Annotated in this window: 10 protein-coding genes and 1 riboswitch; of the genes, 4 read left to right on the top strand and 6 right to left on the bottom strand. The window is 73.0% G+C overall.

The window, feature by feature from the left end; translation table 11 throughout:
* The first annotated feature begins 129 nt into the window (after positions 1-129).
* Both JQN83_RS13725 and JQN83_RS13720 read left to right on the top strand, forming a co-directional pair.
* Entirely contained in the window at positions 130-1761 is a 1632-nt protein-coding gene (locus JQN83_RS13725) for an ABC-F family ATP-binding cassette domain-containing protein (protein WP_208567522.1), read from the top strand.
* Between the two features lie 103 nt (positions 1762-1864).
* Entirely contained in the window at positions 1865-3199 is a 1335-nt protein-coding gene (locus JQN83_RS13720; protein ID WP_208567521.1) for a PIG-L family deacetylase, read from the top strand.
* Between the two features lie 61 nt (positions 3200-3260).
* Here the strand turns inward: JQN83_RS13720 and JQN83_RS13715 are convergent, their stop codons facing one another.
* The 3 genes from JQN83_RS13715 to JQN83_RS13705 all read right to left on the bottom strand — a co-directional run bounded on the left by JQN83_RS13715 (position 3261) and on the right by JQN83_RS13705 (position 7919).
* On the bottom strand, positions 3261-4238 hold the full coding sequence (locus tag JQN83_RS13715) for a ribonucleotide-diphosphate reductase subunit beta (RefSeq protein ID WP_244252431.1): 978 nt from the start codon (positions 4236-4238) through the stop codon (positions 3261-3263).
* A 53-nt stretch (positions 4239-4291) separates the two neighbouring features.
* Positions 4292-6667, bottom strand: coding sequence for a ribonucleoside-diphosphate reductase subunit alpha (locus JQN83_RS13710; RefSeq protein WP_208567520.1), 2376 nt, complete (start codon positions 6665-6667; stop codon positions 4292-4294).
* A 120-nt stretch (positions 6668-6787) separates the two neighbouring features.
* Positions 6788-7004: riboswitch (cobalamin riboswitch) on the bottom strand.
* Positions 7005-7031: 27 nt separating this feature from the next.
* On the bottom strand, positions 7032-7919 hold the full coding sequence (locus tag JQN83_RS13705) for a helix-turn-helix transcriptional regulator (protein WP_208567519.1): 888 nt from the start codon (positions 7917-7919) through the stop codon (positions 7032-7034).
* 127 nt (positions 7920-8046) lie between these two features.
* Between JQN83_RS13705 and JQN83_RS13700 the strand changes: the two genes are divergently transcribed.
* Complete coding sequence (locus JQN83_RS13700; RefSeq protein WP_208567518.1) at positions 8047-8949, top strand: oxidoreductase; 903 nt, start codon at positions 8047-8049, stop codon at positions 8947-8949.
* 55 nt (positions 8950-9004) lie between these two features.
* Positions 9005-9724, top strand: coding sequence for a hypothetical protein (locus JQN83_RS13695; RefSeq protein WP_208567517.1), 720 nt, complete (start codon positions 9005-9007; stop codon positions 9722-9724).
* A gap of 142 nt (positions 9725-9866) precedes the next feature.
* Here JQN83_RS13695 and JQN83_RS13690 read toward each other — a convergent pair whose 3' ends face one another.
* From JQN83_RS13690 to JQN83_RS13680, 3 genes are all read right to left on the bottom strand, one after another.
* Positions 9867-10253 carry a hypothetical protein gene (locus tag JQN83_RS13690; protein WP_208567516.1) on the bottom strand — a complete coding sequence of 129 codons (387 nt, stop codon included), beginning with the start codon at positions 10251-10253 and terminating at the stop codon, positions 9867-9869.
* Positions 10254-10372: 119 nt separating this feature from the next.
* Positions 10373-10939, bottom strand: coding sequence for a TetR/AcrR family transcriptional regulator (locus JQN83_RS13685; protein WP_208567515.1), 567 nt, complete (start codon positions 10937-10939; stop codon positions 10373-10375).
* Positions 10940-10945: 6 nt separating this feature from the next.
* A complete protein-coding gene (locus tag JQN83_RS13680; protein WP_244252409.1) occupies positions 10946-13351 on the bottom strand; it encodes a PEP/pyruvate-binding domain-containing protein in 2406 nt (801 codons plus the stop codon).
* Positions 13352-13395: the final 44 nt, after the last annotated feature.

The raw sequence follows: 13395 nt of genomic DNA, 5'->3' as shown, positions 1-13395 counted from the left end.
TCTCCGGGTGAACACCCGGCTGCGGTGACCGACGGCGGATGACCGCCCCGTCGCGTCGCCCCTGTCGTCCTGCCCTGTTCACCCCGGGCAGCGCCCGCGCGCCCGGATCACCTGTCTCCGAGGTTCACCATGTCCGACAGTCACGTCGTCTGCTCCCACCTGTCCTTCTCCTGGCCGGATGACACCCCGGTCGTCGAGGACCTGTCGTTCTCCGTTCCCGGCGGCCGCACCGGTCTGGTCGCGGCGAACGGCGCCGGCAAGTCCACCCTGCTGCGGCTCATCGTCGGCGAGCTGCGTCCCACCGCGGGCAGCGTCACCGTCGAGGGGGTGCTGGGCTACCTGCCGCAGCACCTGCCCTTCGCGACGCGGCAGACCGTCGCCGAGGTGCTCGGGGTCGACCGCGTCGTCGCCGCGCTGCACGCCATCGAGTCCGGTGACGCCGCCGAGGAGCACTTCGCCACCGTCGGCGATGACTGGGACGTCGAGGACCGCATCCGGGTCGCCCTCGACCGGCTCGGCCTGACCGGGGTGACGCTGGACCGCCGGCTCGGCACCCTCAGCGGCGGCGAGGTGGTCTCCCTCGGCCTCGCCGCCGAACTGCTCAAACGGCCCGACGTGCTGCTGCTCGACGAGCCCACCAACAACCTCGACCGGCCGGCGCGGGAACGACTGCTCGCCGTGCTGCGGTCCTGGCCGGGCACGCTGCTCGTGGTCAGCCACGACCGTGTGCTGCTGGACGAGATGGACCGCATCGCCGCCCTCGACCACGGCGGGATCCGCCTTTTCGGCGGCAACTTCACCCACTACGAGCAGGTGGTACGGGCCGAGCGGGAGGTCGCCGAACGGCAGGTGCGTCAGGCCGAGCAGGACGTGAAGCGGCAGCGGCGGGAACTCCAGCAGGCCCGCGAGCGGGCGGCCCGCCGGGCCTCGACCGCCGCCCGGAACCTGTCCGACGCGGGGCTGCCCCGGATCGTCGCCGGCAACCTCAAGCGGGACGCGCAGGTGTCGGCGGGCCGGGCCGACGACGTGCACACCGCCCGGGTCGCCGACGCCCAGGCCCGGCTGGACCAGGCCGGTGAGGCGGCCCGCCGCGACGACCAGCTCGTCCTCGACCTGCCCGACACCACGGTGCCCGCCGGTCGTACCGTCTTCGCCGGCCACGGGATGCGGGCCGGCTACGCGGGCCGGCCGGTCTTCGCCGGTGACGGGGTCGACCTGACCATCCGGGGTCCCGAACGGATCGCCCTGACGGGGCCCAACGGTGCGGGCAAGTCGACGCTGCTGCGGCTGGTCGGCGGCCGGCAGGAGCCGGAGGCGGGCACCGTCGCGCGGGCGTCGGGGCGGGTGGCGTACCTGTCGCAGCGCCTCGACCTGCTCGATCCGACCCGGACGGTCGCGGAGAACCTCGCCGGGTTCGCCCCGGCGCGGACCGGGGCGGAGCGGCTGAACCTGCTGGCCCGCTTCCTGTTCCGGGGTGCCCGCGTCCACCTGCCGGCGGGGGTGCTCTCCGGCGGTGAGCTGCTGCGCGCCACCCTGGCCTGCCTGCTCAACGCCTCACCGGCACCGCACCTGCTGCTGCTCGACGAGCCCACCAACAACCTGGACCTGGTCAGCGTGGCCCAGTTGGAGAGCGCGCTGCTGGCGTACCGGGGGGCGTTCGTGGTGGTCAGTCACGACGACCGGTTCCTGGCCGGGATCGGCGTGGACCGCTGGCTCCGGCTGGCCGACGGCCGGCTCACCGAGGCCGGGCCGCCGGAGTGATCCGGCCCGGCTGTCCGACGCCGGGGGCCGTCCCGACGGGGCAGAGGTAGACGTTCGTCCATGGTAGAAAGAGGACGCACGCTGCTGCTACGGGGAGGTAACCGTGCGTCACTTTGTCATGCGAACAGATCGCCGTCGCCCGGGCCGATGGTCGCTGGCCGTCGGGATGCTGGCCGCCTGCGTGGCGGCGACCCTGGCCGGCCCGCCCGCCGCCCAGGCCGGGCCGGGCTGTCCGGCGGGAGCGGTCATGAACGTGGTCGCCCACCAGGACGACGACCTGCTCTTCCTCAGCCCGGACCTGCTGCACGACGTACAGGCCGGCCGCTGCGTCCGGACGGTCTTCGTCACGGCGGGCGACGCCGGCCGGGACAGCACCTACTGGGGCGGCCGGGAGACCGGGGCCAAGGTGGCGTACGCCCAGATGGCCGGGGTCGCCAACACCTGGACCCAGGCGGACGCCGGCATCAGCGGGCATCCGATCCCGGTCTTCACCCTCACCGGCAGGCCCACCGTCTCGCTGGTCTTCCTCCGGCTCCCGGACGGCTATCCCGGCGGCACCGGGCACCCGAACACCGGTTCGCAGAGCCTGCAGAAGCTCTGGCTCAACGGCATCTCCACGATCACGTCGCTGGGCGTCGGCGCGTCCAGCTACAGCCGGGCCGCCCTGATCAGCACCCTGGCCGGGCTGATGGCCTCCTACCAGCCGACCGCCGTCAACACCCAGGACCACGTCGGCGGGTTCGGCGACGGTGACCACAGCGACCACCACGGCGCGGCCTACTTCGCCCAGGCCGCCGAGCAGGCGTACGTCGGGTCGCCCACGTTCACCGGCTACCACGATTACAAGATCAAGAACTATCCGGTGAACCTGGGATCGACCGACGTCGCCGGCAAGTCCGCGGCCTTCTTCGCCTACGGCCAGTACGACGACGGAGCCTGCACCAGCCTGCCCACCTGTGCCGGCTACGACTACCCGGCCTTCCTCCAGCGGCAGTACAAGGTCCTCGGCCCCAACCTGGCCCGCACGGCGACCGTCACCGCGACCAGCCAGGACACCGGCAGCGGGCAGACGGCGGCCAAGGCCGTCGACGGGGTGATCGCCGGCTGGCCCGACGACCCGACCCGGGAGTGGGCCACCGTCTTCGGCGGGGTCGGCACTCAGCTCACCCTGAGCTGGTCGGGCCCGCGCACCATCCGCCGGGTCGTCCTCTACGACCGGCCCAACCCCAACGACCAGATCACCGGCGGCACCCTGCTGTTCAGCGACGGCACCTCCACGGCCGTCGGCGCCCTGGACAACGGCGGCGGCCCGACCGAGGTCATCCTCCCGGCGGCGAAGACGGTGACCAGCGTCACGCTCACCGTCACCGGGGTCGGCGGCGGCACCGTCAACACCGGCCTCGCCGAGATCGAGGTGTTCGGCAACGCCGGCCCCTGAGCGGGCGGCCGGGGGCCTGGTCCGGTGGTCGCTCCACCGGACCGGGCCCCGGCCAGGCCGGTCAGAATTCGTCGTCGAAGGTGACGCTGCCGCTGACCCCCACCTGGTACGCCGACACCCGGCGCTCGAAGAAGTTCGACAACTCCTGCACGTCCTGCAGGTCCATGAACGCGAACGGGTTCTGCGCGCCGTAGCGCGGCGCGATGCCGAGCTGGGTGAGCCGCCGGTCGGCGACATGCTCCAGGTAGGCCCGCATGTCCGTGAGCGACAGCCCCGACACGCCCTGGTCGAGCAGGTCCTCGGCGAACTGCACCTCACACTCGACGGCCTCGGCGAGCATCTCGGTGACCTGACGTTCCAGGTCGGCGTCGAACAGGTCCGGCTCCTCCCGCCGGGCGGTCTCCACCACGTCGAAGGCGAACGCCATGTGCATCGACTCGTCGCGGAACACCCAGTTGGTGCCCGACGCCAACCCGTTGAGCAGACCCCGGGACCGCAGGAAGTAGACGTAGGCGAACGCGCCGTAGAAGAACAGCCCCTCGATGCAGGCGGCGAAGCAGATCAGGTTGAGCAGGAACGCCCGCCGGTCCGCCCGGGTACGCAGCTCCCGCAGCTCGAAGACCGAGTCGATCCAGCGGAAGCAGAACTCGGCCTTGCGCCGGATCGACGGGATGTTCTCGATCGCGGCGAACGCGGCGAACCGCTCCTGCTCGTCGGGGACGTACGTGTCGAGCAGGTTCAGGTAGAACTGCACGTGCACGGCTTCCTCGAACAGCTGCCGGGACAGGTAGAGCCGGCCTTCGGGAGAGTTGACGTGCTGGTAGAGGTTGAGCACCAGGTTGTTGGCGACGATCGTGTCACCGGTGGCGAAGAACGCCACCAACCGGGACACCAGGTGCCGCTCGGCCGGGGACAGCCGCTCCAGATCGGCCAGGTCGCCGTGCAGGTCGACCTCCTCCACCGTCCAGGTGTTGCGGATGGCGTCCTTGAACCGGTCGAAGAAGTGCGGGTAGCGCATCGGCCGCAGGGTGAGGTCCATGCCGGGGTCGAGCAGCAGCTGCCGCCCGGCGGTGCGGGGTTCGTCGACGATGGTCACTGGCACGCCTCGCAGCTCTCGGGGTTCTCCAGGGAACAGGCCAACGCCTCGGCGTCGGCCGTGACGACCGGGGCGACGGTGACGGTGGCCTGCTGGATCCGGGTCGCCGGACGCGACCGCAGGTAGTAGGTGGTCTTCAGCCCGGACTTCCAGGCGTGCAGGTACATCGAGGACAACTTGCCGATGGTCGGCGCGCTGAGGAACAGGTTCAGCGACTGCGACTGGTCGATGTACGGCGCCCGCGCGGCGGCCAGGTCGATCAGCGCCCGCTGCGGCAGCTCCCACGCGGTCCGGAACAACTCCCGCACTTCGACGGGCAGGTCGACGATGCCCTGCACCGAACCCTCGGCCCGCTTGATCTGGTCGCGGATCTCCGCCGTCCACAGGCCGCGTGCCTTCAGCTCGCGTACCAGATAGGTGTTGATCTGGAGGAACTCCCCGGACATGGTCTCCCGCTTGAACAGGTTGGACACCTGCGGCTCGATGCACTCGTAACAGCCGGCGATCGACGCGATCGTGGCGGTCGGGGCGATCGCCACCAGCAGCGAGTTGCGCAGGCCATGCGCCGCGATCCGGGTGCGCAGCGCCGCCCACCGCGCGGTCTGGGTGGGCTCGACCCCCCACAGGTCCGGGTGCAGGTCACCCCGGGCCGCCCGGGTCTGCGGGTACGCCGGGTGCGCGCCGAACCGTTCGGCCAGGCCGGCCGACGTCTCCAGGGCGGTCAGGAAGATCTCCTCCTGGACCCGGGTGGACAGCTCCCGGGCCCCGGCCGAGTCGAACGGCAGGCGCAGCGCGAACAACGCGTCCTGCAAACCCATCAGCCCCAGCCCGACCGGGCGCCAGCGCGGGTTCGCCGCCGCCGCCTGCTCCGCCGGGTAGTAGTTGATGTCGATCACCCGGTCCAGGAACACCACCGCCGTCCGGACCGTGGCGCGCAGCTTGTCCCAGTCGACGCCGTCGCCGGTGAGGTGCGCGCCGAGGTTGACCGACCCCAGGTTGCACACCGCCGTCTCGGTGTCGCTGTTGACCTCCAGGATCTCGGTGCACAGGTTGGACAGGTGGATCGTGTTCCCCGGCACGCCGGTCTGGTTGGACAGCCGGTTCGACGGGTCCTTGAACGTCATCCACCCGTTGCCGGTCTGCGCCAGGGTGCGCATCATCCGCCCGTACAGGTCCCGGGCCTTCACCGTGCGGACCGCCTTCTTCTCCGCGACCCGGTACGCGGCGTCGAACTCCTCGCCGTACAGGTCGGGCAGCTCCGGGGCGTCCGACGGGTCGATCAGCGACCAGTCGCCGTCGGCCTCGACCCGGCGCATGAACTCGTCGGGGATCCAGTTGGCCAGGTTGAGATTGTGGGTACGCCGGGCCTCCTCACCGGTGTTGTCCCGCAGCTCCAGGAACTCCTCGATGTCCGGGTGCCAGGGTTCCAGGTAGACGCAGGCGGCACCCTTGCGCCGGCCGCCCTGGTTGACCGCCGCCACCCCGGCGTCGAGGGTCTTGAGGAACGGCACGATCCCGTTGGACCGGCCGTTGGTGCCCCGGATCAGCGCCCCCCGGCCCCGCACCCGCGACCAGGAGATGCCGATGCCGCCGGAGAACTTCGACAGCTTCGCCACCTGGTGGTAGCGCTCGTAGATCGAGTCCAGTTCGTCGCGCGGCGAGTCGACCAGGAAACACGACGACATCTGGGTGTGCCGGGTGCCGGAGTTGAACAACGTCGGGGAGCTCGGCAGGTAGGCAAGCGACGACATCAGCCGGTAGAACCCGACCGCCTCGTCGGGCGTGGTGGACAGCCCGCAGGCCACCCGCAGCAGCCAGAACTGCGGGGTTTCCACCACCAGCCGCGACTGCGGGTGCCGCAGCAGGTAGCGGTCGGCCACCGTCCGCAGCCCGAAATACTCGAACCGCAGGTCACCGGCCGGGTCGACGGCCTCGTCGAGCTGCCGGGCGTGCCGGGCCACGAACGCGGCGGTGTCGTCGGCGATCAGGCCGAGGCCGTGGGCGTACCGGATGGACTCGCTGAAGCAGGTCACCTCCTGCCCGCGGACCTCCTCGTCCACGTACGCGGCCAGCAGCCGGGCCGCCAGCCGGGAGTACTGCGGTTCCGTGCCGATCAGCTCCGCCGCCGTCTGGATCGACAGCTTGTCCAGCTCGGCGGTGGTCGCCCCGTCGTAGAGGCCGCTGATCGTCCTGGTGGCCACCCGCAGCGGATCGACCTCGTCCAGGTCGGTGGTCCACCGCGCGACCGCCGTGACGATCCGGTTGACGTCGACCGGCTCGGTGTCGCCGTCGCGCTTGCGTACCCGCATCGCCGGCCGGCGTGACTCCGCGCCGTCGACCTCGGACGGTGGGCGTTCCGCTACGTTCGTCATGACCTCTCCTCGCTGTCACCGATGGTCATCGGACGCGGGAGAACGCCAACGGGCACGGCGCGACGGCCGGCCCGGGTGCTGGCGTCGGTCGTCCCGCGCGACCTCCGACCGCCGCGCGCAGCAGCGCACGGCGCACTGGCAGGTCTTCGGACTCGCGAGCGTGACCGGGGTCGCCGGTCGCCTACTGGCCGTCGCTTCCCAGACCTGGCGGTCCAGTGCTCGATGACGGCGGTCGTTCCCACTTACCGCTGCGGGGCAGTCCCGGATTTCCACCGGGTTCCCTGTTGCCTCGACCGGACCACCGGGCCCGGTCGAACCAGCTGCGTGGCACACCATATATGGCGTGGATGGGGGAGAGGCAACACTAGATGTCGCGTCGGCGTGTCAGATAACTCTCCTCCGACCGGTCGGTGGCCCGCAGTGACGCCAGCAGCCGCAGGGCGTCCGCGTCGGCGCTGCCGGGCTCGGCGGTGAAGACCAGCAGGACCGGGCCGGGGTTGCCGGGCAGCGGGTAGGTGTCCCAGTCCAGGACGATGTCACCGACCCCGGGGACCTGGAAGGTCTTGGTGCCGGTGACCGACCCGCGCACGTCGTGCCGCGACCACAGCCGCCGGAACTCGGCGCTGCGGATGGTCAGCTCACCGACGATCGCGGTGGCCCGGGGATGGGTGGGGTCGGTGGCGACGGCGGCACGCATCATGCCGATGTAGTCCAGCGCCTGCTGCTCCCAGGACGCGCAGCGCCGCACCGGGGACGCCGCCTCGTCGAACATCAGCAGCAGCATGTTGAGGCGGCCCGGCGGGAGGTCCGCCGGATCGCCGAGCAGCGCCACCGCCCACGCGTTCCAGGCGAGCAGGTCCAGGTGGCGGCCGAGCACCACTGCCGGGGTGTCCAGCACCCGCAGCAGCCGGCGGGTGCTCTCCGGCACCCGCTCCGGGCCGTGGTCCACCCGGGCCGGTACCGGCCGGCGGGCGGCGCGGGCCAGGGTGAACAGGTGCCGGCGTTCCTCGTCGTCGAGGGCGAGCGCGGCGGCGAGCGCGTCCAGCACGTGGTCGGACGGGCGGACCTCCCGGCCCTGCTCCATCCGCTGGTAGTAGTCGGTGCTCAACCCGGCCAGCAGCGCCAGCTCCTCGCGGCGCAGCCCGGTGACCCGCCGTCGCCCGCCCGGCTCCAGGCCGACGTCGCGGGGGTGCAGCCGGCCGCGTCGGGCGCGCAGGAAGTCACCGAGTTCGCGGGCGTACGGATGGGTCATGGGGCCAGTGTGACGCGGCCCGGACCGGGGTGGGTAGGACTGCGGGACCTAGGCGACCGGGGACGACCGAGCCCGGCCGGGCGGCCCCTAACGTCGGCGTCCCACCCCGACCGCTCAGGAGCAGCAGATGACCTGGACCGCCGACCACATCCCCGACCAGCACGGCCGTACCGCCGTCGTGACCGGCGCGAACTCGGGCCTCGGCCTGGTCACCGCCACCGCGCTGGCCCACCGTGGTGCGCACGTCGTGCTCGCCGTCCGCGACACCGCCGCCGGCCGGCAGGCCGGTAGGCGCATCGGCGGGAACGTCGAGGTACGTGAGCTGGACCTCGCCTCCCTCGCCTCGGTCCGGGCGTTCGCGGCGGGACTGGCCGCCGCCCATCCGAGGATCGACCTGCTGGTCAACAACGCCGGTGCGGTGCTGCTCGGCCCGCGCCGCACCAGTGTCGACGGCCACGAGCTGCACCTCGCCACCAACCTGCTGGGCCACTTCGCGCTGACCGGTCTGCTGCTGGACAACCTGGCCGCCGCGCGGGCGGCCCGGGTGGTCCACCTCAGCTCGATCACCCACCGCAATGCACACCTGGACTTCGCCGACCTGATGGGCGAGCGCGGTTACCGGGGCGCCGCCGCGTACGGCCGGTCCAAGCTCGCCACCACCGTCTTCGGCGTCGAACTGGACCGGCGGCTGCGCGCCGCCGGAGCACCGGTGCTCAGCGTGCTGGCCCATCCCGGTGTCACCCGCACCAACCTGACCCCCCGGGCCATGGCCCACCGGGGCCGGCGTGGCCGGGTGGTCGCCTGGCTCGGCCTGCTGGCCACCCAGCCGGTGCAGCGGGGTGCGCTGCCCCAGCTGCGCGCCGCCACCGACCCGGCGGTCCGGGGCGGCCAGTTCTTCGGCCCGGCCCGGCTCTTCCAGACCTGGGGTCCGGTCACCGAGGTGCGGGCCAGCCCGGAGGCCACCGATCCCGCTGTCGGCCGGCGGCTGTGGACGGCGGCCGAGGAACTGACCGGCGTGAGCTATCTCTGACGCAGGGTCGCACTAGCATGGCTGCGGTCGGTGACGGTGGCGGAGACGAGGCGACATGGGATGGCTCGGGCGGGTGCTGGGCGGCGGGGGCCGGCAGGTCCAGGAGGATCCGGTCCGGCAGGCGGCGCTGTCGGCCGAGGTGCGGCAGCGGTACGGCACCCACGTGGCCGTCGCGCCGGCCGACCAGGTGGCGGGGATCGTCGCCCTGCTCGACGACGGTGACGGCCTGGCGGTGGCGGCCAGGATCGTCGGCGAGTTCGCCGACGCGGCCCACGCGGACCTGTCGGCCCAGACGGCGGAGCTGTACCGGCGCACCGGTCACCGGTTCCCGGTGGACCGGCGCAACTACCGGCCACTGTGGCGGGCGGCCGGTGGCCGGCTGCACTGGCCGCTGTTCGCGCTGCCGGGCGGCCTGCACCCGTACGTGCACGTCGCCGCCGCCGCCACGGTCGTCGGGACGAGGGCGACGCAGTTCGTCCGGGCGACCGACCCGCATCCGCTGCTCGCCCGCCTGTTCGAGGTGCTCGACCTCACCACCTGCGGCTGGGAGTACGGCCGGGTCCGGGTGGACCACGACGGGGCGTCGCTGGTCGGTCGGCTGATCTCCACCACCCGGGACGTCCGGGCGGCGATGAAGGAACCCCCGCCGCTGCCGCCGTCGGTGCGGGAACTCATGCGCACCAACCGGGCGGTCGACGTCTTCGACCTCACCGGCGACCGGGTCGTCGGCACGATCAACGTGGGTGGTGAGCTGCGCCCGGCGCTGTTGACCTGACGCCGTCGGGTCGACCTGCGGGGCCGGCCTGCCCGGGGTGGACGCGGTTGCCGTCCACCCCGGGCTGCCGGGTCCCGTCATACCTGCGCACCGCTCGAAACGTCGAGGGGCACGCCGTGCCGGGCCGGGCCGGCAGCCCCGGTCAGGCCACGCGGTGCGGGGCGAGCCCGTTGGCGCAGTCGTCGATGGTGACGGTCTGCGAGAAGCGCAGCGCGTCCCGGCGGGCCCACCCGTTGATCCCGGTGGAGGTGTTGCGGACGAAGAACCACAGGTCACCGGTCAGCGTGGCGCAGTGGACGTCGATGTTCTGACTCGGGTACCCCTGGCCCTTGGGCTGGCAGTCCTGGTGGGGGTAGGCGCGGATGAAGGTCCCGTCGCCCCAGGAGATCCCGCCGCCGCTGTACAGGTCCGGGTGCTGCCCGTGGCCGTCGCAGTGGGCGCTGGCCGGGCTGGCGGGTATCAGGGCCAGCACCGAGCCGCTCGCGGCGAGGGTCAGCGCGGAGGCGATGGAGAGGAGCCGAGATCGCATGGAAGTCTCCTGTTGATAGGTGACGATCACTGTCCACAGAGGATTTCACGGGTCGGCCGCGCCCGCACGGCGAGCGGTCCGCGCCGGGGCACCGCCGACCCGTGGGACGCCGCCTGCGGTCAGGCGAAGAGCAGGTCCAACTGGTGGTCGAGGACCGCGGTCGCCTGCGCCGGGGTGTACTGCCCGCCGAGCAGGTACACCCCCAGCCCCTCCACCAGCGCCAGCAGCCCCGCCGCGGCGTCCGACGCCGGTGGCCGCGGCAGTAGCCCGGCGATGAACTCCACCAGTTGCGCGGTATCGGGCCGCAGGCCGGGGGCCGCCGCCGGGTGCAGGGCGGTCCAGGACAGGAACGCCAACGCCACCCGTCCGTCCGCGCGCGCCGCCTCGTCCAACGGCAGCAGCGCCGCAAGCAGGGTGCGCAGCAGCAGCCGGGGCCGCGGGTCCGGCCCGAGCGCCGCGACCGCCGCCTCGACCCGGGCCCGACCCCGGTCCCGGACGACGGACAGCGCGAAGGCCATCATCTCGTCCTTGGTGGTGAAGTAGTGCTGCACCATGCCGGCGGACACCCCCGCCTCGGCGGCCACGTGCCGCAGGCTCACCGCCTCCAGACCCCGGTCGGCGGCGACCCGCATGAGCGCGTCCGCGATCAGCGTGCGGCGCTGACGGGGATCGACCTTCCTGGGCATCGGGGCCTACCGCGCCGTCGTCACGGTGCCGGCCGCACCGTCCACGGTGATCACCTGACCGGTGACGATCCGCGAGGTGGCGCCCGGCACGCTGATCACGGCCGGGATGCCGTACTCGCGGGCCACCGTCGGGCCGTGCGCCATGATCGCGCCGGTCTCGGTGACCAGCGCCCCGGCGGTCAGGAACAGCGGCGTCCAGCCCGGGTCGGTGGTGGCGGTCACGAGGATCTCCCCGGGTTCGAGGTATGCGGTGGCCGGGTCGGTGACCACCCGGGCCGGGCCGGTCACCCTACCCGTCGCCGCCCCCACGCCCCGCAGCAGTCCCGCCCCGTCGGTGGGGGCCGGCAGGGTGCTCTCCACATCGGTCCCGTCGGACAGTAGTGCCACCGGCACGACCCGGCGGCGTAGCTCACGCCGGTGGGTCGCCCGGCGTCGGGCGACCAGCCCGGTCAGGTCGGCACCGTCGAGGGCCGCCCCGACCTCGTCGAGGGTGAGGAACATGACGTCGTCCGCCGTCGGGAACAGTGTCGCCCCGATGAGCAGCAACTGCTCGCGTACGGTCCGGAGCCGGTACAGCCCGGCGAACTTGCCGGCCTCCCGCAGTCCGGCCAGCCGTCGTGCCCGCCGCAGCAGGAAGATCGCGATCCGGCCCCGGACCGGGCGACGTCGGCGGACCCGGGCGGCCAACTCGTCGAGCGCGGCCCCGGCTGCTGCGGCGGCCTCGGCGAACCGGCGGTCGGGTGCCTGCGCGGGGTCGGTCAGCCGCAGGTAGTTGGCGACGGCCGCGAGGACCGGGGTGGGGTCCTCGGCCCAACGCGGCACCCCGACGTCGGCTTCGGCCGCCGCCCGGTGGCCGTAGCGGGACAGGAACCCGGACAGGCCGATCTCGGGGAGCGCGCCCCGCAGGTACCGGGCCGCCAGTTCGGCCGGTGGCGTGTCGAGGAGCAGGTCGCGGTGCTCGCGGGCGGCGCTGGCCAGCGCCCACAGTGCGAGGTCCATCTCGATGGTCACGTTGTGCGGGACGCCACGCAGCACGGCGTGGACGTCGTCCTCGGTGGCGACCCCCTTGAGCAGGTGGGCGGGCAGGGCCGAGGCGAGCATTCCGGCCACGATCGGCCAGGTGATGTCGTCGGCGGCACCGCCGTCGCCGTCGCCGTGGTCGCGGACGAACCGCAGCCGCTCGTGGGCCGTCCGCAGGTGTGCCGGTGCCACCGACTCGGCCCGCAGCCGGTCGACGGCGGCGACCAGCCGACGCCGTGCCGCGTCCGGTCGCGTCAGCGCCCGCAGGATGCCCCGCAGGGCCCGCAGCGCCGTGCCCAACGAGGCGTCCGCCGGGCGGCGGCGGGAGCCGTCACCGGACGGTGCGAACCGGGGGTCCCGCAGGACGTGCTCCATCACCGCCTGGGCGCGCGGCCCGAAGTCGACGGCCATCAGTCGGACGAGCCGTCGGCGGCTGGCCGGCCGGCGGACCAGGTCGGTCAGGTCGCCGTAGAGCCGTCCGCCGATGTCGACGATCTCCACCCGCATCCCGAGCGAGGCGACCATGGCGGCGATCATCGCGCGGAGCGTGGCCATGCCCATCGGGGTGACCGGTCGCAGCATCCCCTGCACGTTGCCGAACTCGACGTACACCCGCAGGTCGTCGGTCTGCGGCGGTGCCGGGAACAGCGTGCTGACCGGCCGCGACTGGAGCAACCACAGGGTCCCGTCGTGGTCGATGGCCCACTCGACGTCCTGTGGCCCGCCGAAGTGCGCCTGTACCCGCCGACCGACGGCCCACAGGTCGCCCTGCCACCCGGGCTCCGGCCGGCCCCCGTCGCTACCGGCCGGGTCGGCGAGCACGACGCGCGTCACGTCGGTGCGGCCGTCGACGACCGTCGTGCCCGGCCCGACCTCGACGAGCATCTCGGTGCGGTTGCCGGTGACCGGGTTGGCCGTGTAGAGCACGCCGGCCCGGACCGGGGTGACCATCCGCTGCACCACCACCGCCATGCGCACGTCGGCGGGGTCGGTCCCGCGCGCCTGGCGGTAGGCCGCCGCCCGGCTGCCGTGCAGCGACTCCCAGCAGGTGCCGATCGCCGCCAGCAGGTCCGCCTCGCCCTCGACGTCCAGCACCGTGTCGTGCTGGCCCGCGAAGCTGGCGTCCGGCAGGTCCTCGTCGGTCGCGCTCGACCGCACCGCCACCGGGCCACCGCCCAGCCGCGCGTACGCCGCCCGGACCTCGTCCCGCGGCACCACCCCGGCCCGGTACGCCTCGGTGGTCACGCAGAAACCCTCGGGTACCCGCTCGCCAGCGCGGATCAGCTCGCCGAGACCGGCCGCCTTGCCGCCGACCAGCGGGACCAGGTCGGCGTGTGCCTCCGACAGGGGGATCACCGACACCTGCGCCTCCCGTTTGCAATACGACTGCATTGCAAAGAAGGTACGCGGGTTACAGTGCAACTGCAATGTAAAAA

Origin of the sequence: Micromonospora antibiotica (assembly GCF_017599305.1) — a bacterium.
Classification (GTDB): domain Bacteria; phylum Actinomycetota; class Actinomycetes; order Mycobacteriales; family Micromonosporaceae; genus Micromonospora; species Micromonospora antibiotica.
This window is presented reverse-complemented; position numbering and strand designations above follow the sequence as displayed.